Here is a 20,805-nt window from a genome sequence, read left to right on the forward strand (position 1 = left end):
ACGTTTGCGGACCAGGCATACGATTTCGGAGTCACTGGTGGCGGCAAACAGCCGGGTTTTCCTGGCTGGCTGGGGGTGCGAAATGTCGTTTGTGATCGCGGGGCCGGAGCTGATGACGGCGGCGGCATCGGATTTGGCCGGAATCGAATCCGCGCTCAGCGCGGCCCATGCGGCGGCGGCAACCCAGACGACGGCGATGGCCGCCGCCGGCGCGGACGAGGTGTCGGCGGCCATCGCGGCAGTGTTTTCCACGCACGCGCAGGGGTATCAGGCGCTCCGTGCGCAGGCGGCGGCGTTTCATGACGGATTTGTGCGGGCGTTAGCCGCGGGCGCGGGCTCGTATGCCGGAGCCGAGGCCGCCGCCGCCACGCCCCTGCAGGGCCTGCTCGACCTGATCAACGGCCCCTTCGTGACGGCGACCGGGCGCCCGCTGATCGGCAACGGCGCCAACGCGGCCCCGGGGAGCGGGGCCAATGGCGGGGCCGGCGGGTGGTTGATCGGCAACGGCGGCGCCGGCGGGTCCGGCGCGGCCGGCGGCAAGGCCGGCGGTAACGGCGGGCCCGCCGGGCTGATCGGCAACGGCGGGGCCGGCGGGGCCGGCGGCGCCTCAGGTGTCAGCGCCGGCGGGGCCGGCGGCCGCGGCGGCGACGCCATGCTGTTCGGCACCGGTGGCCCGGGCGGGTTCGGCGGGTTGTCAAATGCCGCCGGCCAACCCGGTGGGGCCGGGGGGGCCGGCGGCAACGCAGGCATGCTCTTCGGCGCCGCCGGGACCGGCGGCGCCGGCGGGATGTCAGCGCTCGGCAACCAAGGCGGGGCCGGCGGGGCCGGCGGGACCGGCGGGCTGTTCACGAGAGGCGGGGCCGGCGGGGTCGGCGGGTCCGGCAGCGGGGGGGCCGGCGCCGGGGTCGGCGGGGCTGGCGGGTCCGGCGGGACCGGCGGGCTGTTCAGCGGCGGCGGTGCTGGCGGGGCCGGCGGGGACGGGAGCACCACCGGCGGCGCCGGCGGGGCCGGCGGCAATGCCGGCATGCTCGCCATCGCTGCGGCCGGCGGCGCCGGCGGCAGCGGTGGGTCCGCATCACCAAGCGCCCTCAGCGCCGGCGGGGCCGGCGGGGCCGGCGGGAGCGGCGGCTTGGTCTTCGGCTCCGGCGGCACGGGCGGCGCCGGAGGGTTCGGCCTCAACGCCGGCGGCGCCGGAGGCGCCGGCGGCAAGGCCGGGCTGGTCGGCAACGGCGGTGACGGCGGCGCCGGAGGCGGCTCCACCTTCTCCTTCAGCGCCGGCACAGGAGGGACCGGCGGGAACGCCGCGCTGATCGGTAACGGAGGTAACGGGGGCAATGGCGGAACCCCTGGCGGCGATCACGGCGAAGGGGGCAGCGGCGGGCTGCTGTTCGGAGTCAGCGGGTTGAACGGGTTGCCGTAGCTAAGGTCGGTCACCCGTTCTCGTCGCGCAAAGCTTGCATCGCCAAGTCGTTGAGCAACTGCCGGCCGGCGTCGGTGCGTAACACAGGCAGCATCGCGGAGACAACACCAGCGGCGGTGAGCGCCAGGCGTAGCAGACCGTCGGGCGCCGTAGCCGCGTCGCCGAGCACCTCATACTCGGCCCTGGGATCTCCCGAATGTTGTGCCATGGCTATCCGGGCCACGAGCCGGTTGTCGCGGTCGAGACCGGTCTCGTCGTCGCTAGACGCCAAGGTCAGGGTTTCGCCGATCTCCGCGACTTCGTCCGGTTCGCACAGCTGAGCCATCAGTTGCCACAGGATCGAAATGGTGGCGCGGATCAGCTGTGGCAGCCGGCCGGCCGGGATCACTTCATCGTCGACGATGACGTGCATGCCCGCTTCGTCTCCGCGCTCGCCGTGCTGAATCAGCGCCAACGCGCGACGGAAGTCCGCCGCGCCCACACTGTCGTCACTACCCACGCTGTTCATCCTGCCCGGCCTGCAACGCCGATCATGTACGACGACGGAACTCGGCCGGCTCAGAGGGCCTGGAAGGTCAGAGCGACGCCGTTCATGCAGTACCGGAGACCGGTCGGCTGCGGTCCGTCGTTGAACACGTGGCCGAGGTGGCCGCCGCATTGGCTGCAGAGAACTTCGGTGCGCATCACGCCCAGGCTGGCGTCCGGGCGTTGGAGCACCGCGTTATCCAGGGCCTTCCAGAAGCTCGGCCAACCGGTGCCGCTGTCGAACTTCGTGTCCGAGGAGTAGAGGTGCAGCCCGCAGCCCGCGCAGCCATACACGCCGCGACGGTGTTCGTCATCGAGTGGGCTGGTGAACGGAGTCTCGGTGCCCGCGTTACGCAACACGTTGTATTGGGCCGGGGTCAGCAGTCTTTGCCACTCGGCGTCGCTGTGGGTCACGGCGAAGCCGGTATCAGGCGATGCCGACGACGTACCCTCGGCGATCGCCCCGACCGTGACCATCGACATCACGCCTGCGCTTGCCCCGGTGAGAAATCGCCGTCTCGTCACGTCCATAGCATCAGTGTGGCGAGTTGACCGGGCGACGTCGAACTGTCTAGAAGTCCCAGTCCTCGTCCTCGGTGACAACGGCCTTGCCGATCACGTACGACGACCCGGATCCGGAAAAGAAGTCGTGGTTCTCGTCGGCGTTGGGTGACAGCGCCGAGAGGATCGCCGGGTTCACGTCGGTCTCGTCGCGCGGGAACATCGCCTCGTAGCCGAGGTTCATCAGCGCCTTGTTGGCGTTGTACCGGATGAACTTTTTGACGTCCTCGGTCAGCCCGACCTCGTCGTAGAGGTCCTGCGTGTATTCCACCTCGTTGTCGTAGAGCTCGAAGAGCAGTTCGTAGGTGTAGTCCTTGATGTCGGCGCGCCTGGCGTCGTCGGCCAAGGCCAACCCACGCTGGAACTTGTAGCCGATGTAGTAGCCGTGCACGGCCTCGTCGCGGATGATCAGCCGGATCAGGTCCGCGGTGTTGGTCAGCTTGGCCCGGCTCGACCAGTACATCGGCAGGTAGAAACCGGAATAGAAGAGGAAGCTTTCCAGCAGCACCGAGGCCACCTTGCGCTTGAGCGCGTCGTCGCCCCGGTAGTAGTCGATCACGATCTGGGCCTTGCGCTGCAGGTTGACGTTCTCTTCCGACCAGCGGAAGGCGTCGTCGATCTCGGTGGTCGAGCACAGCGTGGAGAAGATCGAGCTGTAGCTCTTGGCGTGCACCGACTCCATGAACGCGAAGTTGGTGAGGACGGCCTCCTCGTGCGGCGTCAGGGCATCCGGAATCATGCTGACCGCGCCGACCGTGCTCTGAACGGTGTCCAGCAGCGTCAGGCCCGTGAACACCCGCATCGTCAGCTGCTTTTCACTGTCGGTGAGCGTGCCCCACGACGGCAGGTCGTTGGACACCGGCACCTTCTCGGGTAACCAGAAATTTCCGGTCACCCGCTCCCAGACCTCGGCGTCCTTGTCGTCTTGCACCCGGTTCCAGTTGATCGCCGAGGTCCGGTCAATCAGCTTCATGTTCGTCACCAGAACCCTTCTTCACCTGCCGGTTTTGCCTTCGATGCCTAGGGCACAAACACTACCCCTGGGGTACGACAAGGCGGTGGAACACAACAACTTGTGTTTGCGTGTCGCGGCGTCAGTCCAATCCGACCTCTCGCAAGGTGTGCGTCAACCCGTCCTCGAGGGTGCGCAGCGCGATGTCGGTGAGGCGGCTGAGTTCGTCGATGTCCTCCCCACCCTTGCTCATCCAGGCCTCCAGCGACGCGAACACGGCGGTCGCCAGGCTGTTGGCCGCGATGTCGGCGATCATGGCCCCGTCGGCGGTGGGTGCCGATCGTTCGTGGATGAAGCGGGCGATCTCGTCGGCCACCTGATCGCGCATCCGGCGAATGTGCGTGGTGATGATGTCCTGGTCGAGGTCGCGCGACCGGATGGTGGCCGCCTCGCGGACCATCGCGAAGTCAAAAGGGAACGCGTCCACGGCTTTTCGCACCGACGCCGTGATGGGCTCGCCGTGCGGGCGCAACGCCAGCGCGCGGGCGAACCATTCGAAGCCGATGTCGTAGTCGGCGAAGATCACCGCGTGCTTGGACGGGAAGTGCCGATAGAAGGTCCGCTCGGTCACCCCGACGTCGGCGGCGATGTCCGAGACGCTCGTTTGGTGCACGCCGTCGGCGACGAAGCGCTTCATCGCCGCCTGTTGCAGCGCCTGGCGGGTGCGCTGGCTACGAGATTCCACGCTGTAAGGAGACACCAAATGTCACCATTGACGCAAATATGTCATATGTGACATTGTGCCTTCAGTCGGGCGGATCATCACCGGAGGAGTCACCATGGCTGACTACGACGCGATCATCATCGGGGCCGGCCACAACGGCCTGGTCGCCGCCAACGTGCTGGCGAAGGGCGGCGCGAAAGTGCTTGTCGCCGAACGGGCGCACTTCCTCGGCGGGATGGCCGCCACCCGCGAACTGTTCGATGGATACAAGCACAGCGTCGGCGCGTGGGCCGTGCTGATCTGGCGCCAGGAGATGACCGAACGGCTCGAGCTGACCAAATGGGGCTTCGAGCTGATGGATCAGTGGACGTCGACGTGCACGTTCGGCGACGCCGCCGACACCCCGTTCGTGATGTACAACGACCTCGAGCGCATGGCGCGCCACCTGCTCGACGACCACGGCGCCGACACCGCGGCGGCCCTGGGCGGCCTGTTCGCCCACATCGGCCGCTTCGCACCGTATTTCGTCGACTCGGCGTTCGGCCCGCCGCTGGACATCATCGAGGTGATCGCCTCCCAGCCCACGCCCGCGGACCGCCACGATTTCGCCCAGATGTGGTACGGCAGCACGATGGACACCGTCCGGCGCTTCCTCGCGCCCGACCAGGCCCGCTGCATCCAGGGCTCGCTGGCGGCGATGTCGATCGACGCGTTCGACGGCGGACCCTGGACCCCCGGCTCGAACGCATCGACCTTGTACCACTACCTGATTGGCGGCGGCAACGTCGAATACATCATGCCGCGCGGGGGCATCGGCGCCCTGAGCGCGGCGCTGTGCCGGCGCGCCGAATCGCTGGGCGCCGAGGTGCAGATGAAACAGCACGTCAAGGACATCCTGGTCACCGACGGACGCGCCACGGGCGTCCAATTACGGGATGGCACAACGATTTCGGCCGACGCGGTGCTCTCGTCGCTCGACCCCTACACCACGTTCGTGAACCTGGCCGGGGCGCAGAACTTTCCGCCCGACTACATCCGCAAGATCAAGGAGATCAACTTCAACCTGGGCTACATCCAGGCGCACCTCACCATTGACCAAGCGCCCCAATGGATCGAGCGCCTGCAACCCTACATGCACGACAACGGCCAGTGGTGTCCCACGGTCGCGTACGCGCCGTCGCCGGAGTACATCAGCGACGCGTGGGAGCAGTACCGCAAGGGGCAGCTTCCGGACGCGCCGCCCACCTACCTGTACATCCCCAGCATGGTCGACTCGTCGTTGGCGCCGGCCGGCAAGCACAGCGCGACCATCTTCACCCCGTACTTCCCCACCGGGCTGGACGCCGACGAAAACCGTAGCTGGAAGGAGCAATACGCCGACACCTGCGTGCGCATCTTCGACAGCTTCGCCCCCGGGTTCGCCGACTCCGTCACCAATCGCGTCGTGTTCTCCAACCGCTACTTCGGCAGCACCTTCAGCGCGCACGCCGGCGACTACTCGCACGGACTGTTGCAGCCCAACCAGCTGTGGACCGGCCGCGTCGTCGAGGGCGCCGACAAGTTCGCCACCCCGGTGGACGGGCTCTTCCTGTGCGGCCAGTGCACGCACCCCGGCCCGGGCGTGACCGGGATCCCCGGCTGGAACGGCGCGGAGGCGGCCCTCAAGCACCTCAACGCGCGCGTCGCGTAGGGGCATTGCAAAGCCCGAATTTGGATGTACCATTTGGTACATGTTTACCGAAGACGGCATCGAGATCGACGCGCCGCCCCAGGTCGTGTGGGACGTCTTCAGCGACGTCGAGCGCTGGCCCGAGTGGACCGCGTCGGTCACCTCCCTGGCCGGGCGGGACGGTTCCGCCCTGGCCGTGGGCAGGCGGTTCGCGATCAAGCAACCCGGCCTGCAGAAGCTGACCTGGAAGGTCACCGAGATCGAAACCGGCAGCTCCTGGACGTGGGTGACCCGTTCCCCCGGCGTGAATGTGATCGCTCGCCACTACGTCACCGGCCTGCCCGGCGGACGCACCCTGGTGCGCCAGGAACTCGACCAGCGGGGCGCCCTCGGCGCGCTGGTCGGGCGGGTCACGGTCAAGCGGACCAAGCGCTTCCTCGCGATGGAGGCCCGGGGCCTCAAGGCCCGGTCTGAGCAGGTCAGCCGCGCCAATGGCCCGCACGCCTGACCTGGCGCGGCGCCGCGAGCTACTGGATGCGCTGTTCGACGAGTTCGCCGCGAACGGCATCGGCGACCGGTCGCTTCGTGATGTCGCCGCCGCGGTCGGCACCAGCCACCGGATGCTGTTGCACCACTTCGGTTCTCGCGAAGACCTGTTGATCGCGATCGTCGAGGAGGCCGAGCGCCGCCAGATGGCGCTCGTGCCCGACCTGCCGCAGAGCCCGGCCGACGGTTTCGCGGAGATGTGGGCCGACCTTCGCCGCCCCGAACTGCGCCAGCTGGAGCGGCTCTTCTTCGAGTGCTACTCGCGCGCGGCCCAGGGCGAAAAGCCGTTCACGCGAATGGTTCCCGGCGCCGTCGACGGCTGGCTGCGCGAGGTCGAATCGGCCGCGGCCGGCGTTGAATACGACGGCGCGATGGCGCGGCTCGGGCTGGCCGTCACCCGTGGCCTGCTGCTGGACCTGGTGGCCACCGACGACGAGGCCGGCGTGGATGCGGCCGCGCAGGCGTTCGTCAGGCTTTTGGAGCGCTGGTCCAGCGCACGCGTCTCATAGACTCGGCGACGCCGACCGCTCGCGGCGTCGCCCCGCGACCACGGAGTTGACGACGCTCCAGCTGATCAGGGTGCCCAGCGCGATCGAGAACACCGTCGCGACCGCGCTGATCAGCGTTCGGAGATCGGCGGGTCCGCCGGTGGCGGCTTGCGACAGGGTCTCGAAGCTCAACGCCCCGGGCACCAGCGACCAAAACGCCGCCAGCACCATCACGATGGCCGGCGGTGCGTGTTTGAGGCGCCCGGCGATCAGCGCAACCGGTAGGACGAGGGCGGCCCCGAGCGCGCCCGCGTGCGCGGGGGTCAGAAACAGACTGCCGAGCTTCTGTCCGATCAGCGCGGCCGCGACGGCCAGGGTCAACCAGACCAGCGATCCGCGCGGCGCGGACAGATAGATGTACAGCCCCACGCCGATCACCAGGATCGCGAGGTAGAACCCCCAGGGTCCGATTTGCGGCGAGGGTTGCTGGGGTGCGACTTTGCCGGCCAGCGCCATGCCGAGCGCCACCCCGAACACCAGCAGCATCAACTGGACGACGCCGTAGATGAGGCGGCTCGCGCCGGCGATGATCTCCGACCCGGCCAGCTCCATCGCACCGACCGTCAGCGCCAGCCCGGGCAGCATCGCCACCAACGACGGTGCGATCACCCGCATCAGGCCGTCGTTGGCGGCGTCGGCGACGAACCAGGTCGCCAACACCGTCACGGCCATCGCCGCCAGTGTGGGCGCGATGGCGTTCAACGCCGGAATCCACCGCGACGCAAGCAGAATCACGCCGACGACCGCGCCGAGAAACGCGTGCCCCCACAGCGACGCCCAGGTCGGGTTGATGATCATGCCGAAGCCCAGTGTGGTGATCACGTAACCGGCCACCGTCAGCAGCGGGTTGAAGCGCGGTGGCATCGCGCGGGCCTCGGCCAGCTCCGCAACCGCGTCCGCGGGGGCGATGGCGCCGAGTGTGGCCAGGCGGGTGATCTCGTCGATGCGTCCGGCCAGGTCCAGTCGGAAGCCCGCCGGCCTCGTCACGTCGAGCTCGTAACTCTCGGTGCCCAACTGGATGAGCATCACCGTCGGCAACACCACGATCCGCACGTCTTTGGTGGTGTAACGGGCGATGATGCGCCGCAAGCGCTCGCGCACCAGATGCGTGGGATGCATCATCTCGATCATCGCAAGGCCGAGTTCGCGCAGCATCGCGGCGATCTCGCCATCGTCGAACGTGTCGGGCGGCGCGATCGGCGGGGGCGATTGTTCGCCGCGTGCGAGCATCTTCCGGACGGCCTGATTTCTCCACATAGCGCTCTGATTGTGTCGCATCGGCGCCTCAGCTTGCGGTACCACGCCCCCGGATTGCGGGCGAGGCGGTCAGGTCGCGACGGCTGGCGCCGATCGGTCGCTGCGCTTGCCGACCCCGAAGAAGCGGTACTCCTCCGGCTTCACCCCGCGGGTGGCCCGCCAGTACTCCCAGGTGTAGCCGCCCCACAGCACGGTGTTCTTGCCGTGCTCGTCGAGGTACCAGCTGCTGCAGCCGCCGCTGTTCCACACCGACTGCGAAAGCCGTTGTTGCAGTTCGTCGTTGAAGGCGTCCTGCGCCTCGCGGGTGGGCGCCAGCGCCTGCGCGCCCATCGTGTCGCATTTCGCGATCGCGTCGGCGACGTAGTGGATCTGGGATTCGATCATGAACACCACGGAGTTGTGACCGAGCCCCGTGTTGGGTCCCAGCAGGAAGAACAGGTTGGGCACGTCGGCGACGGTGATGCCCCGATGCGCACCGATGCCCTCGCGGTTCCAGCGGTCGACCAGGTCCTCGCCGTGTCGCCCCTTGATCTGGACGTAGGTGTAGGAGTCGGTGACGTGGAAGCCGGTGCCGTAGACGATCACATCCACCTTGCGCTCCCGGCCGTCGGCCGTGACGATCCCGTCGCGCGTGATCCGGGTGATGCCGTCGGTGACCAGTTCGGTCTTCGGGTCGGCGACTGCGCCGTAATACGTGGAGGAGTTCAGGATTCGCTTGCAACCGATGCGGTAGTGCGGGGTTAGCTTGCGGCGCAGCTCGCGGTCCTTGACCGAGCGCCGGATATTGTATTTCGCGTAGGCCTCGATGATCTTCAGCGTGTTCGGCCGCTTCGTCATGCCGAAGGCCAGCGCCTCCTGGCCCCAGTAGATCGCCATGCGCACCGCCGCGCGCAGGCCGGGAACGTTCTCCATGGCCCGGCGCAGGGCCACGGGCAGCTCGGGGTTGGACCGCGGCACCACCCAGGGCGGGGTGCGCTGGTAGAGCTGCAGCTCGGCCACCTGCCCGACGATCTCGGGCACGATCTGGATCGCGCTGGCGCCGGTGCCGATCACGGCTACCCGCTTGCCGGTCAGGTCGACGCTGTGGTCCCACTCCGCGGAATGGAAAGCGGGACCGGCGAATTCGTCGCGGCCCTCGATGTCGGGGAACGACGGGACGTGCAACGCGCCGGCACCGGAGATGAGGAACTGCGCTACGTACTCACGTCCGTCGGTGGTGAACACGTGCCAGCGGTTCTCGTCGTCGTCCCAGTGGCCCCGGTCGACCAGTGAGTTGAACACGATGTAGCGGCGCAGCCCGTATTTCTCGGTGACGCCCTTGAGGTAGTCCCAGATCTCGGGCTGATACGAGAACGGGTTCTTCCAGTCGGGCTTGGGCTCGAAGGAGAACGAGTAGAGGTGCGACGGGATGTCGCAGGCGCAGCCGGGATAGCTGTTGTCGCGCCACGTGCCGCCGACGTCGCCGGCCTTCTCCAGGATGACGAAGTCCACGCCCTGTTGCTGCAGCCGGATGCCCATGCCCAGGCCGGAGAAACCGGTCCCGATGATCAGGGCGCGGGTGTGCACCGGCTCCTGCGCCTGTGGCGTCGGCTCGGCTTGTGTCATGGCATCGGTCACGGCGGATCGGTCTTCCTGTTGGCTCACGCAAATACCCAGTACCCAGGGTATCGGATAAGGCGAGTGTTGACGATCGCCGGGACGATGTCAACGTGCCGAAGGTCCTCAGCTGGCGGCGGGACGGCTGGGCACCACGCTGTGAATCGGCTGGTCGGGATTCATCGCGATGCCCAGCGCGTCGGCAGTGCCGACGATGACGCCCATCATGATGGTGGTCAGGTGGGCGACGAATCGCTCGCGCGGCATGCGCCGCGGGCTGTCGGCCTCGGGGCCCAGCCACCACTCGGTGGCCGAGGCGGCCGAGCCGAAGGCGGCGTTACCGGCCAGTTCGATCGCCGCGTGGTCCAGCTCCATCTCCCGCAGCTCGTTGTCGAACATGTCGGCCACGGCCAGGGTGATGCCGCGGCCCTCCTCCAGGATCTTGGGGCTCGCGGCCGAACGGCCCTGGATGAACACCCGCAGCACGTTGGGGTGCTGGTCGACCAGGTTGACGTACTCCTCGACGGCGCGCCGGATCACCTCGCGCGCCGAATCGGTCTTCAGGTCGATCGACGGGAAGATCGCCCCCCACAGCATGTCGCGCAGGCGCTCGCCGATCGCCTGGAACAGGTCGGACTTGTCGTGGAAGTGCCGGTAGATCTTGGGCTTGGCGGTGCCGGCCTCCTCGGCGATCTCCCGCACGCTCAGCTCGGGCCCCAGGCGGTCGATCGCCCGGAACGCCGCGTCCACGATCTCGCCGCGCACCTTCTTGCGGTGTTCGCGCCACCGCTCGCTGCGCGCGTCGACCTTCACCCCGGGCTTCACGCTCGGATGGGGAGGTCGAGGAATTCTCACCACATCAAGCACCATACCGCGCAGGAGCCGCTGACCTGGGCAGACCGGCGCCGCCGCGACGCGCGCGGCGCCCTACAGCATGCAGCTGACGCAACCCTCCACCTCGGTGCCCTCCAGGGCCATCTGGCGCAGCCGGATGTAATACAGCGTCTTGATCCCCTTGCGCCAGGCGTAAATCTGCGCCTTGTTCACGTCGCGGGTGGTGGCGGTGTCCTTGAAGAACAGCGTCAGCGAGAGCCCCTGGTCCACGTGCTGGGTGGCCGCGGCGTAGGTGTCGATGATCTTCTCGTAGCCGATCTCGTAGGCGTCCTGGTAGTACTCCAGGTTCTCGTTGGTCATGTAGGGCGCCGGGTAGTAGACCCGCCCGATCTTGCCCTCCTTGCGGATCTCGACCTTGGAGACGATGGGGTGGATCGACGACGTGGAGTGGTTGATGTAGGAGATCGACCCGGTCGGCGGCACCGCCTGCAGGTTCTGGTTGTAGATGCCGTTGGCCTGGACCGACTCCTTCAGCCGCTTCCAATCGTCCTGGGTGGGGATGCGGATCTCGGCGTCGGCGAACAGTTGGCGCACCTTGTCGGTCGCCGGCTCCCACACCTGCTCGGTGTACTTGTCGAAGAACTCCCCCGACGCGTACTTGGAGCGCTCGAAACCCTTGAAGTGGGTGCCGCGTTCGATCGCGATGCGGTTCGACGCCCGCAGCGCGTGATACAGCACGGTGTAGAAGTAGATGTTGGTGAAGTCGATGCCTTCCTCGGACCCGTAGAAGATGCCCTCGCGGGCCAGGTAGCCGTGCAGGTTCATCTGCCCGAGGCCGATCGCGTGGGAATCGTTGTTGCCCTGCTCGATTGAGGGCACCGACGTGATGTGCGTCTGGTCGCTGACCGCGGTGAGCGCGCGGATGGACACCTCGATCGTCTGGGCGAAGTCCGGAGAATCCATCGTCTTGGCGATGTTCAGCGACCCCAGGTTGCACGAAATGTCCTTGCCGACCTTGGCATACGACAAGTCGTCGTTGAACAACGACGGCGTGGACACCTGCAGGATCTCCGAGCACAGGTTCGAATGCGTGATCTTGCCCTCGATGGGGTTGGCCCGGTTCACCGTGTCCTCGAACATGATGTACGGGTAGCCCGACTCGAACTGCAGCTCGGCCAGCGTCTGGAAGAACTCGCGCGCCTTGATCTTGGTCTTGCGGATGCGCGCGTCGTCGACCATCTCGTAGTACTTCTCAGTCACCGAGATGTCGGCGAACGGCACGCCGTAGACGCGCTCGACGTCGTACGGCGAGAACAGGTACATGTCCTCGTTCTTCTTCGCCAGCTCGAAGGTGATGTCGGGGATCACCACCCCCAGGCTCAGGGTCTTGATGCGGATCTTCTCGTCGGCGTTTTCCCGCTTGGTGTCCAGGAAGCGATAGATGTCGGGGTGATGCGCCTGCAGGTACACCGCGCCGGCGCCCTGGCGTGCCCCCAGCTGATTGGCGTAGGAGAACGAGTCCTCCAGCAGTTTCATGATCGGGATGACACCCGAGGACTGGTTCTCGATGTTCTTGATCGGCGCGCCGTGCTCGCGAATGTTGGAGAGCAGCAACGCAACTCCCCCGCCGCGCTTGGACAGCTGCAGGGCGGAGTTGATCGATCGCCCGATCGACTCCATGTTGTCCTCGATGCGGAGGAGGAAGCAGTTGTGTACTACCGTGCCGCGAATCGTGTACGTATGCGTGTCCTCGACGTGGAGGTTGTACACCTTGGAGGGAACCTCATCTGTGCGCCTCAATTCGCGAATGCCGTAGACGTGCCTTCCGTATACGACCCGATAGGTCGTGCGCGAGGTCCCCTTCTGGCCGACGTAGTTGTGAAGGTTCTTGCCGACGTCGAAGATGAAGTCTTCGTTGGCGCCGGGCAGACCGGGCACGAACACCTGTCCCGTCGCATTGCCCGATTGGTTGGTGTATTGACGGACCCTGGACACGATCCCGTTGCGGCGCAACAGTAGCTGCACCTGATCGATCAGCTCCGGATTCACCAGGTCGAGCACCATGCCGCCAGCGGTGCTGCACCCGTCTCCGCGGAACAAACCGGCCAGCAATCCACGCTGAAACTCTTCGTCGGCCGTTAAGACGTCGTGGGACAACCGCTTTGAGTGATATCCCGTGCCGACCAGGGAGAGGAACAGCGACGCAACGACCTTGCTGTTGCAAATCATGCGCACCGACTGGTCGGACACACTCTGGTGGACGGCGAGGTCGGCTGCAAAGACTCGCTTGAATGCCGCCGCCAACTCCTGCTGGTACAACAGTTCGTGCGTGCCGATCGTGAAGTGGATACCGTTGGGAGTCCTGCCCGTAGGCCCCGATCGCTTAGAGATATGGCCTTCGGCGACGTACCAGCCAAGGAGAAGGCCGAGGTCGTACGACTCTTCAACATAGCGATTGACCGACACGAAGCGCATATGGTGACGCTGCTTGTTGCGGTGTTTGCGATCGGTGTTGACCTTGCGTATCAGCCCGTCGACCTCTTCATACTCGCCTGCGCCGGCGTACTCCATCAGGTCGTAGACACGCCGCGACCGTTCCTCCAGCGGTGCTGCCGTCACGATGAAGTCGGTGGGACGAATGTCTTTGGCAGCCAACCAAACGAATCCGTTGAAGGAGTCGGCTCCGTCGCCATCGATAAGTGTCTGCACATCACGCGTGGTCCACACCAGGATCGGATGCTCGGGAGTGCACAGGATTGGCTCCTTGTGCCCGAAGTGTGAAATCGAGATGAGTGCTTGGTCGTTGGGGTTCTCGATTACGGACTCGACGACGGAGAAGGATCCGTCGTGCGAAAGCACCCGGTCACCTGCGCGCAAAGTCTCGATGGCCTGCGGGCCCTCTGGGGTGTCCACGGGGGTTCCGGCAGGAAAACACGAAACCGGCTCACCGCGCTGCTTCTTGCCCGAGTTCAGGAACGTCGGGGTGGCCGGCTGGAACCGTCCTTCGATGATCTCGTCGACCAGCTTCTCGGCCAGCCCGGTGTCGCCGGACGCCAACGTCAGCGCCACCATGACGACGCGGTCCTCGAAGCGCTCCAGATAGCGCTTCCCGTCGAACGTCTTCAGCGTGTAGGAGGTGTAGTACTTGAACGCGCCGAGAAACGTCGGAAAGCGGAACTTCTTGGCGTACGCGCGGTCCAGCAGCTCCTTGACGAAGTTGCGCGAGTACTGGTCGAGAACCTCACGCTCGTAATAGTTCTCGCGGATCAGGTAGTCGAGCTTCTCGTCCTGATTGTGGAAGAAGACGGTGTTCTGGTTGACGTGCTCCAGGAAGTACTGGCGCGCCGCGAGCACGTCCTTGTCGAACTGAATCCTGCCGTCCTTGTCGTACAGGTTCAGCATCGCGTTCAGAGCGTGGTAGTCCGTTTCGTCGGTCGACGCATGCGTGCCGGCGGCTACAGGCTCTGAAGTGACGGTTGGTGGCACGTCTGTTCCTTCCAGAAATCGGCGAGACCGGCGCGGACGGCATCCACGTCGTCGGGGGTCCCCATCAGTTCGAAGCGGTAAAGGTAGGGAACGCCGCACTTGCGCGAGATGATGTTGCCCGCGTACGCGAATGCGATCCCGTAGTCGTTGTTGCCCGCGGCGATGACGCCGCGGATCAACGACCGGTTGAGCTCATTGTTCAAGAAGGCGATGACCTGTTTAGGGACATACCCCGCAGCGTTGGTGTCCAAGTCGTGCCGTCCGCCGCCGTACGTCGGCACTATCAGCACATACGGCTCGCCGACCTCGATGCGCCCGTGCAGCGGTATCCGTGTGGCGGGAACACCCAGCTTCTGCACGAAGCGGTGGGTGCTCTCCGACACGGAAGAGAAATAGACCAGGTTGCGCCCTGCGATGTCCATGCCACCGCAACCCTTCCTTACCTAACGCTTTGCCTACGCGCTCAGCGCCGACTCCGCGAGCGCCTTGATGCGATCGGGCCGGAAACCCGACCAGTGGTCGTTGTCCGCAACCACCACGGGAGCCTGCAGGTAGCCCAGCGCCATCACGTAGTCCCGCGACTCGGAGTCCAGCGTGATGTCGACCTTCTGGTAGGCAATGCCCTGCTTGTCCAGGGCCTTGAAGGTGGCGCTGCACTGCACGCACGCGGGCTTGGTGTAGACGGTGATGCTCATGGATGCCGCTCCTTTGCGGAAGGTGGGGAACCTGTAACGGACTGGCAACTACTTGGGTATTGCAACGAACTCGGTCTTCGCTGTGTTTCAGCGGCCCGTCAGGACCCCAGATTCCCGTCTTGCGGCGCTGGACGGCGAAGGCGCCGCCTTCGACATCTTCGAGCCGATTCGGGGAGGTCCCCAAGCCCGGCCAGCGTGGGGATCCTGGGATCTGCCGGTGCCTCGAAACACTACACCTAGTGGCCGACAAGTTGTCTAGATACAAGATGTTCTGAATAACAATTCTGAAATTCCCTGGTCGTAAGGCCTCCCGGCGCGACTCGCCCGGCGTGTCGCAGATCACAGACTGGTCTCGGGTCGGCATGCGAACCGGTATATCAGCCGCCACCGACAGAAGCGGCCCGATCGCCGGGCCGTGGCCGCCCCGGCCCCGATCACCAGCAAAGCCGCCAGCGCGGGCTGGCGGCTTCGGCTATTCGACTAACGAAACGTCGCTGGTGGCCGGGGAGCGGCTTGTTCGTTCCCGCCAAATTCAGCCGACTTCGGCGGCCAGCTTGCCGACGACGTCGCGCACGTTGGCCGAGAGCTCCGCGTGCTCGGCGGGCGCCTTGCCGTCCAGGGTTTTGAACGGCACCGACAGCTTGATCGCGTCGACCACCCGGGCGCCGGCGATCCCGAACGACTTGCGGGTCTCGTCGTGCGCCCACACCGCGCCGTACCGACCGAAGCCACCCCCGATGACCGCCAGGGGCTTGCCCTTCAGCGCGCCGTCGCCGAAGGGACGGGACAACCAGTCGATCGCGTTCTTGATGACCGCCGGGATGCTGCCGTTGTATTCGGGGGTGACGATCAACGCGGCGTCCGCCTCGGCCGCGGCGGCGCGCAGCGCGGTCACCGGGGCCAGCGGCGGGGCGTCGGTGGTCATCGCGTCGTCGATCTCCTCGTTGTAGAACGGCACCTCGCCGAGTCCCTCGAAGATCGTGACGGTCACGCCGTCGGAAGCGACCGCCCCCGCCAGTTCGGCGATCTGGCGGTTGATCGACGCCGCGCGCAAACTGCCCACTAACGCCAAGATCTTGATCTCTGCCACTGTTCGTCCCTTCGGCTGTTGGTGTACATCCTCGCACGCCCCAACCGGACCATAGTCCGATTTATTCCGGCGGCGCTAAAGTGCGGGTGTGAGCAGTGTCGAGCGGTCGCGCGAGTTGCCCGTGTCGGTTCCCCAGGAACGGGGCGACGCGGCGCGCAACCGTGCGCTCCTGCTTCAGGCCGCCCGCAGGCTGGTCGCAGAGCGCGGCGCGGAAGCGGTCACCATGGACGACGTCGCCGCCGCCGCGGGCGTCGGCAAGGGCACGCTGTTCCGCCGCTTCGGCAGCCGCGCGGGCCTGATGATGGTGCTGCTCGACGAGGACGAGCGGGCCAGCCAGCAGGCTTTCCTGTTTGGGCCGCCACCGCTCGGGCCCGACGCCCCACCGCTGGATCGCCTGGTCGCCTTCGGCCGCGAACGGATGCGCTTCGTCCACACCCACCACGCGCTGCTGTCGGCGGCCAACCGCGACCCGCAGCTGCGCCACGCCGGGGCGGGCGCCGTGCAGCGCACGCACGTGCGGGTGCTGCTGTCCTCGGCGGGCACCACCGGCGATCTCGACGTCCAGACCGACGCGCTGCTGGCCCTGCTCGACGCCGATTACGTCGAACACCAACTCACCGGCGGGCACACGATGGACACGCTGTGCGACGCGTGGGAAAGCCTGGCGCGCAAGCTCTGCGGGCGGTGACGGCCGCGTGAGCTGGGTCCTGCACGTCGACCTCGACCAGTTTCTGGCGTCGGTCGAGCTGCGCCGCCACCCCGAACTGGCCGGGCTGCCGGTCATCGTCGGCGGCAGCGGTGATCCGACCGAACCGCGCAAGGTGGTCACCTGCGCCTCGTACGAGGCCCGCGAATTCGGCGTGCACGCCGGCATGCCGTTGCGCACCGCCGCCCGCCGCTGCCCCGACGCGACGTTCCTGCCGTCGGACCCGGCCGCCTACGACGCGGCCTCCGACCAGGTGATGGGCCTGCTGCGCGACCTCGGGCACCCGGTCGAGGTGTGGGGCTGGGACGAGGCGTACGTCGGCGTCGACGGCGGGGATCCGACCGAGGTGGCAGAACAGATCCGAACGGTCGTCGCGTCGGAAACCGGGCTGTCCTGCTCGGTCGGAATCAGCGACAACAAGCAGCGGGCCAAGGTCGCCACCGGCTTCGCGAAACCGGCCGGCATCTTCGCGCTCACCGACGCGAACTGGATGACGGTGATGGCGGACCGCCCGGTCGACGCGCTGTGGGGCGTGGGTCCCAAGACGGCGAAAAAGCTTGCCGTCCTTGATATCACCACGGTGCGCCAGCTCGCGCACGCCGACGCCGAGCTGCTGACGTCGACATTCGGCCCGCGCACCGGCCTGTGGCTGCTGCTGCTGGCCAAGGGTGGCGGCGACACCCACGTCAGCGCCGAACCGTGGATACCCCGCTCGCGCAGCCACGTCGTCACCTTTCCGCGCGACCTCACCGATCGGGCCGAAATGGATGCGGCCATAACGGGATTGGCGCGCCACGCTTTGGACGACGTGCTGGCGGGCGGACGGATCGTCACCCGCGTGGCCATCACCGTGCGGACCGCGACGTTTTACACCCGCACCAAGATCCGCAAGCTGCCCGTCCCCACCACCGACGCCGACACCATCACGCAAGCGGCCCTGCGCGTGCTGGACCTTTTCGAGCTGGACCGCCCGATTCGGTTACTCGGCGTGCGACTCGAGCTGGCGATGGGCGACTAGCGGCGCCGGGGCGGGACGCAGTGCGCGCGTGAAGATCACGTTCACCTGACGCATCGCCACGCTGTAGGGCCACCAGGCCAGCCGCTTGAACGCGTACAGCGCACGGATGTCGCCCGACGTGTAGATCAGGTAGCGGTTCTTCGCGACCCCGGCCAGGATCTTCTCGGCGGCCCGTTCCGGCGACACCGCGTGACCGCTGAAGCGGTCCACCCAGCGGGCGACCCGGGGATCCTCGCGGTCGACTCCGGCGATCTCGACCGTGTCGACCAACGGGGTCTTCACCGCGCCCGGCACCACCACCGACACCCCGATGCCCTGTCGCGCCAGGTCGAAACGCAACACCTCCGACAGGCCGCGCAAGCCGAACTTGCTCGCGCTGTAGGCCGCGTGCCACGGCAGGGCCACCAGCCCCGCGGCCGACGACACGTTGACCACATGCCCGCCCCGGCCGGCCGCCAGCATCGGGGGAACGAACGCCTCGATGACGTGGATCGGACCCATCAGGTTGATCGCGATCATCTTGCGCCACTGCTCGTGGGTCAGCCGGTCGACCGTGCCCCATGCCGACACGCCGGCGATGTTCAGCACGACGTCCATGGGCGAATGCCCGGCGTGGATGTCGGCGGCGAACGCCGCCACCTGGTCGTAGTCGGCGATGTCGAGCGTGCGGTGCACGGGCACTGCGGCGCCCAGCGCGCGGGCGTCGGCCACGGTCGATTCCAGGCCGTCCGAATTGCGGTCGGTCAGATAAAGTTCGGCGCCCTGTGCGGCCAATCGCAGCGCGGTCGCGCGCCCGATTCCGCTGGCCGCGCCGGTGACCAGGCACCGCTTCCCGGCGAAGTACCGCCCCGTCGTCCTCGGAAGCCCTAGCCCCATGGCCGTGACCCTACCGCGTTACTTCGGGCCGCCACCCCAGAGCGAATTGAGCCACAGCTGCTCGAGCACCCGCACCCGTCGCTCCATGTCGTCCTGGTGACCCTGGCGTCCGGCGAGCAGCGGGTCGCCGCTCAGGGTCAGGGAAGTGGTGCCGGCCAGGGTGCGCACCAGCGCCGGGACGTCGTCGCTGATCGGGCTGGCGGTCCCCGCCTTGATCTCCGCCTCGACGATCGCGGTGATCTGGCCCAGCACGCCCTCGAACTGCCGCTCGAGAAGCTCGCGAATCTGAATGTCGGTGTGGCGGGCCAAGTTACAGGCCGCCATCACCGGGTCGTTGTGCGCGTAGACCGCAGCGGCGCTGCGGACCATCCGCTTGGCGAACTGCTCCGGCGACTCCCCGGGCTGGCGGGGGGCGAAGTACTGGGTGAGCTCTTCGAGTTCCTCGGCGGCCTCGGCCATGATCTGGGCGAGCACCGCGTACTTGGAGTCGAAGTAGAAGTAGAAGCCGGATCGGGCCACCCCCGCGCGCAGGCTGATGGTGCTGACCGACAATTCCGCGAACGGCTTCTCCTCGAGCAGGTCGCGTACCGCCTGCATGATCGCCTGCCGGTGCTTGTCGCCGCGCCGGCGAATGGCCGGTTCACCCGGGTCCGCGTCGGCGTGGCTGCTCACGTCATCGACCTTGCACCACGCCGCGGCAAAAGCAAACTTGACAGCCGTCAAGTTTTTCCCGAAGGTTATGACTCAGTGACCGCTGTCACCCGCCCCGGGCCCGCAAAGGAGCGTCTATGGCCGCCACTGTCAGCACCCCGCACTACCTGCTCGATCAGGCGCGGCGCCGGTTGACCCCGTCGTTCAACAACTTCCCGGGCATGGGCCTCGTCGAACGCAGGCTGCTGAACACCCAGTTCCCGGAGCACAAGCTCGCCGATCCGCCACCGGACAGCGGGCTCAAGCCGGTGCTCGGCGACGCGGGCCTGCCGGTCCTCGGGCACATCATCGAGATGTTGCGCGGCGGACCGGACTATCTGATGTTCCTGTACCAGACCAAGGGCCCGGTCGTCTTCGGCGACTCACCGGTCCTGCCGGGCGTCGCGGCGCTGGGCCCCGACGCGGCGCAGGTCATCTACTCCAACCGCAACAAGGACTACTCGCAGCAGGGCTGGGTGCCGGTGATCGGACCGTTCTTCCACCGCGGGCTGATGCTGCTCGACTTCGAAGAGCACATGTTCCACCGGCGGATCATGCAGGAGGCGTTCGTCCGGTCGCGGCTGGTCTCCTACGTCGAGCAGATGGACAAGGTGATAACCCAGACAGTCGCCGACGACTGGGTGGTCAACGACGCGCGCTTCCTGCTCTACCCCGCGATGAAGGAGCTGACGCTCGACATCGCCTCGATGGTGTTCATGGGGCATGAGCCGGGCACCGACCGCGAGCTGGTGACCAAGGTGAACAGGGCGTTCACGGTCACCACCCGCGCCGGGAACGCGATCATCCGCACCGGTGTCCCGCCGTTCACCTGGTGGCGCGGCCTGAAGGCGCGCGAACTGCTGGAGAACTACTTCCGCGAGCGCGTCAAGGAACAGCGCGGGAAGGACGGCAACGACCTGCTGTCCGTGCTGTGCCAGACCGAGGACGAGGACGGCAACAAGTTCTCCGACGAGGACATCGTCAACCACATGATCTTTCTGATGATGGCCGCGCACGACACGTCGACGTCGACCGCCACGACGATGGTCTACCAGCTGGCCGCCCACCCGGAGTGGCAGGAGCGCTGCCGCGACGAGTCGGACCGCCTGATCGGCGACGGGCCGCTCGACATCGACTCCCTGGAGAAGCTCGAGTCGCTGGACCTGGTGATGAACGAGTCGATCCGGCTGGTGACTCCGGTGCAGTGGGCCATGCGTCAGACCGTGCGCGACACCGACCTGCTGGGCTACTACATCCCCAAGGGCACCAACGTCATCGCCTATCCCGGGATGAACCACCGGCTGCCGGAACTGTGGACGGACCCGCTGAAGTTCGACCCGGACCGGTTCACCGAGCCGCGCAGCGAGCACAAGCGGCACCGCTATGGATGGACGCCGTTCGGCGGCGGCGCGCACAAGTGCATCGGAATGGTGTTCGGGCAGTTGGAGATCAAGTCGATCCTGCACCGCCTGCTGCGTCGCTACCGGCTCGAGCTGCCCCGCCCGGGATACCAGGCCGAGTGGGACTACGGCGGCATGCCGGTGCCCAAGGACGGCATGCCGATCGTGCTGCGCCCGCTCTAGTCCTCTCTGCCCGGCCACCAGACGCAGAA

At 66.9% G+C, this 20,805-nt stretch carries 19 protein-coding genes and 3 pseudogenes; 7 read left to right on the forward strand and 15 right to left on the reverse strand.

All coding sequences use genetic code 11. The features are described from left to right. The first annotated feature begins 82 nt into the window (after window positions 1-82). Window positions 83-1,420 (forward strand): PE family protein, encoded by a 1,338-nt coding sequence (locus tag AC5Y5E_RS00760; protein ID WP_499901107.1) that lies wholly within the window; start codon window positions 83-85, stop codon window positions 1,418-1,420. Between the two features lie 10 nt (window positions 1,421-1,430). Here the strand turns inward: AC5Y5E_RS00760 and AC5Y5E_RS00765 are convergent, their stop codons facing one another. The 4 genes from AC5Y5E_RS00765 to AC5Y5E_RS00780 all read right to left on the reverse strand — a co-directional run bounded on the left by AC5Y5E_RS00765 (window position 1,431) and on the right by AC5Y5E_RS00780 (window position 4,203). Continuing rightward, the gene (locus AC5Y5E_RS00765; RefSeq protein WP_499901108.1) at window positions 1,431-1,901 is read right to left on the reverse strand and encodes a hypothetical protein; all 471 of its coding nucleotides are present in this window, start codon (window positions 1,899-1,901) and stop codon (window positions 1,431-1,433) included. 77 nt (window positions 1,902-1,978) lie between these two features. Then, on the reverse strand, window positions 1,979-2,476 hold the full coding sequence (gene msrB, locus AC5Y5E_RS00770) for a peptide-methionine (R)-S-oxide reductase MsrB (RefSeq protein ID WP_499901109.1): 498 nt from the start codon (window positions 2,474-2,476) through the stop codon (window positions 1,979-1,981). A 40-nt stretch (window positions 2,477-2,516) separates the two neighbouring features. Continuing rightward, entirely contained in the window at window positions 2,517-3,491 is a 975-nt protein-coding gene (nrdF, locus tag AC5Y5E_RS00775) for a class 1b ribonucleoside-diphosphate reductase subunit beta (protein WP_499901823.1), read from the reverse strand. A 109-nt stretch (window positions 3,492-3,600) separates the two neighbouring features. Beyond that, the gene (locus AC5Y5E_RS00780; protein WP_499901110.1) at window positions 3,601-4,203 is read right to left on the reverse strand and encodes a TetR/AcrR family transcriptional regulator; all 603 of its coding nucleotides are present in this window, start codon (window positions 4,201-4,203) and stop codon (window positions 3,601-3,603) included. 94 nt (window positions 4,204-4,297) lie between these two features. On the opposite strand from AC5Y5E_RS00780, the gene AC5Y5E_RS00785 reads away from it, so the two are divergent. From AC5Y5E_RS00785 to AC5Y5E_RS00795, 3 genes are read left to right on the forward strand one after another with little or no spacing between them, the layout of a single operon-like run. Further along, complete coding sequence (locus AC5Y5E_RS00785; RefSeq protein ID WP_499901111.1) at window positions 4,298-5,872, forward strand: phytoene desaturase family protein; 1,575 nt, start codon at window positions 4,298-4,300, stop codon at window positions 5,870-5,872. Between the two features lie 40 nt (window positions 5,873-5,912). After that, on the forward strand, window positions 5,913-6,359 hold the full coding sequence (locus AC5Y5E_RS00790) for an SRPBCC family protein (protein WP_499901112.1): 447 nt from the start codon (window positions 5,913-5,915) through the stop codon (window positions 6,357-6,359). After that, the gene (locus AC5Y5E_RS00795) at window positions 6,343-6,906 is read left to right on the forward strand and encodes a TetR family transcriptional regulator (protein ID WP_499901113.1); all 564 of its coding nucleotides are present in this window, start codon (window positions 6,343-6,345) and stop codon (window positions 6,904-6,906) included. The genes AC5Y5E_RS00790 and AC5Y5E_RS00795 overlap by 17 nt, the downstream gene beginning before the upstream one ends. Here AC5Y5E_RS00795 and AC5Y5E_RS00800 read toward each other — a convergent pair. The 9 genes and pseudogenes from AC5Y5E_RS00800 to AC5Y5E_RS00840 form a co-directional block, all read right to left on the reverse strand. Then, a complete protein-coding gene (locus tag AC5Y5E_RS00800) occupies window positions 6,901-8,202 on the reverse strand; it encodes a threonine/serine exporter family protein (RefSeq protein WP_499901114.1) in 1,302 nt (433 codons plus the stop codon). The two genes, AC5Y5E_RS00795 and AC5Y5E_RS00800, sit on opposite strands and share 6 nt — an antisense overlap. Before the next feature lie 69 nt (window positions 8,203-8,271). Continuing rightward, a complete protein-coding gene (locus AC5Y5E_RS00805; RefSeq protein ID WP_499901824.1) occupies window positions 8,272-9,807 on the reverse strand; it encodes a flavin-containing monooxygenase in 1,536 nt (511 codons plus the stop codon). Window positions 9,808-9,924: 117 nt separating this feature from the next. Beyond that, window positions 9,925-10,656, reverse strand: a complete 732-nt coding sequence (locus AC5Y5E_RS00810) for a TetR/AcrR family transcriptional regulator (RefSeq protein WP_499901115.1) — start codon at window positions 10,654-10,656, stop codon at window positions 9,925-9,927. 69 nt (window positions 10,657-10,725) lie between these two features. Beyond that, window positions 10,726-12,342: pseudogene (gene nrdE / locus AC5Y5E_RS00815) on the reverse strand (class 1b ribonucleoside-diphosphate reductase subunit alpha); the annotation flags it as partial. Between the two features lie 24 nt (window positions 12,343-12,366). After that, window positions 12,367-13,554: pseudogene (locus AC5Y5E_RS00820) on the reverse strand (LAGLIDADG family homing endonuclease); the annotation flags it as partial. 6 nt (window positions 13,555-13,560) lie between these two features. Continuing rightward, window positions 13,561-14,118 (reverse strand): annotated as a pseudogene (locus AC5Y5E_RS00825) (ribonucleotide reductase N-terminal alpha domain-containing protein); the annotation flags it as partial. Next, window positions 14,088-14,540 (reverse strand): class Ib ribonucleoside-diphosphate reductase assembly flavoprotein NrdI, encoded by a 453-nt coding sequence (nrdI, locus tag AC5Y5E_RS00830; protein WP_499901116.1) that lies wholly within the window; start codon window positions 14,538-14,540, stop codon window positions 14,088-14,090. The pseudogene AC5Y5E_RS00825 and the gene nrdI, both read right to left, overlap by 31 nt. A 33-nt stretch (window positions 14,541-14,573) precedes the next feature. Further along, on the reverse strand, window positions 14,574-14,813 hold the full coding sequence (locus AC5Y5E_RS00835; RefSeq protein WP_499901117.1) for a redoxin NrdH: 240 nt from the start codon (window positions 14,811-14,813) through the stop codon (window positions 14,574-14,576). A gap of 532 nt (window positions 14,814-15,345) precedes the next feature. After that, entirely contained in the window at window positions 15,346-15,903 is a 558-nt protein-coding gene (locus AC5Y5E_RS00840) for an NAD(P)H-dependent oxidoreductase (protein ID WP_499901118.1), read from the reverse strand. An 88-nt stretch (window positions 15,904-15,991) separates the two neighbouring features. Here AC5Y5E_RS00840 and AC5Y5E_RS00845 point away from each other — a divergent pair, with 88 nt between their 5' ends. Next, complete coding sequence (locus AC5Y5E_RS00845; RefSeq protein WP_499901119.1) at window positions 15,992-16,591, forward strand: TetR/AcrR family transcriptional regulator; 600 nt, start codon at window positions 15,992-15,994, stop codon at window positions 16,589-16,591. 7 nt (window positions 16,592-16,598) lie between these two features. Next, window positions 16,599-17,627: a DNA polymerase IV gene (locus AC5Y5E_RS00850; RefSeq protein ID WP_499901120.1), complete on the forward strand. Its 1,029-nt coding sequence runs from the start codon at window positions 16,599-16,601 to the stop codon at window positions 17,625-17,627. On the opposite strand, the gene AC5Y5E_RS00855 is transcribed toward AC5Y5E_RS00850, so the two are convergent. Both AC5Y5E_RS00855 and AC5Y5E_RS00860 read right to left on the reverse strand, forming a co-directional pair. After that, on the reverse strand, window positions 17,589-18,503 hold the full coding sequence (locus AC5Y5E_RS00855; RefSeq protein WP_499901121.1) for an SDR family oxidoreductase: 915 nt from the start codon (window positions 18,501-18,503) through the stop codon (window positions 17,589-17,591). The two genes, AC5Y5E_RS00850 and AC5Y5E_RS00855, sit on opposite strands and share 39 nt — an antisense overlap. 18 nt (window positions 18,504-18,521) lie before the next feature. Further along, a complete protein-coding gene (locus tag AC5Y5E_RS00860; RefSeq protein ID WP_499901122.1) occupies window positions 18,522-19,175 on the reverse strand; it encodes a TetR/AcrR family transcriptional regulator in 654 nt (217 codons plus the stop codon). Between the two features lie 116 nt (window positions 19,176-19,291). Here AC5Y5E_RS00860 and AC5Y5E_RS00865 point away from each other — a divergent pair, with 116 nt between their 5' ends. Next, window positions 19,292-20,776: a cytochrome P450 gene (locus AC5Y5E_RS00865; protein ID WP_499901123.1), complete on the forward strand. Its 1,485-nt coding sequence runs from the start codon at window positions 19,292-19,294 to the stop codon at window positions 20,774-20,776. Window positions 20,777-20,805 lie beyond the last annotated feature (29 nt).

The sequence above is a fragment of the Mycobacterium sp. NGS54 genome (genome assembly GCF_059812465.1).

Bases quoted from the DNA above. Each gene is read 5' to 3' on its own strand.
- AC5Y5E_RS00760 (WP_499901107.1), top strand. From the start codon at position 83: ATGTCGTTTGTGATCGCGGGGCCGGAGCTGATGACGGCGGCGGCATCG.
- msrB (WP_499901109.1), bottom strand. From the start codon at position 2,476: ATGGACGTGACGAGACGGCGATTTCTCACCGGGGCAAGCGCAGGCGTG.
- AC5Y5E_RS00785 (WP_499901111.1), top strand. From the start codon at position 4,298: ATGGCTGACTACGACGCGATCATCATCGGGGCCGGCCACAACGGCCTG.
- AC5Y5E_RS00790 (WP_499901112.1), top strand. From the start codon at position 5,913: ATGTTTACCGAAGACGGCATCGAGATCGACGCGCCGCCCCAGGTCGTG.
- AC5Y5E_RS00795 (WP_499901113.1), top strand. From the start codon at position 6,343: ATGGCCCGCACGCCTGACCTGGCGCGGCGCCGCGAGCTACTGGATGCG.
- AC5Y5E_RS00800 (WP_499901114.1), bottom strand. From the start codon at position 8,202: ATGTGGAGAAATCAGGCCGTCCGGAAGATGCTCGCACGCGGCGAACAA.
- AC5Y5E_RS00805 (WP_499901824.1), bottom strand. From the start codon at position 9,807: ATGACACAAGCCGAGCCGACGCCACAGGCGCAGGAGCCGGTGCACACC.
- nrdI (WP_499901116.1), bottom strand. From the start codon at position 14,540: ATGGACATCGCAGGGCGCAACCTGGTCTATTTCTCTTCCGTGTCGGAG.
- AC5Y5E_RS00835 (WP_499901117.1), bottom strand. From the start codon at position 14,813: ATGAGCATCACCGTCTACACCAAGCCCGCGTGCGTGCAGTGCAGCGCC.
- AC5Y5E_RS00855 (WP_499901121.1), bottom strand. From the start codon at position 18,503: ATGGGGCTAGGGCTTCCGAGGACGACGGGGCGGTACTTCGCCGGGAAG.
- AC5Y5E_RS00865 (WP_499901123.1), top strand. From the start codon at position 19,292: ATGGCCGCCACTGTCAGCACCCCGCACTACCTGCTCGATCAGGCGCGG.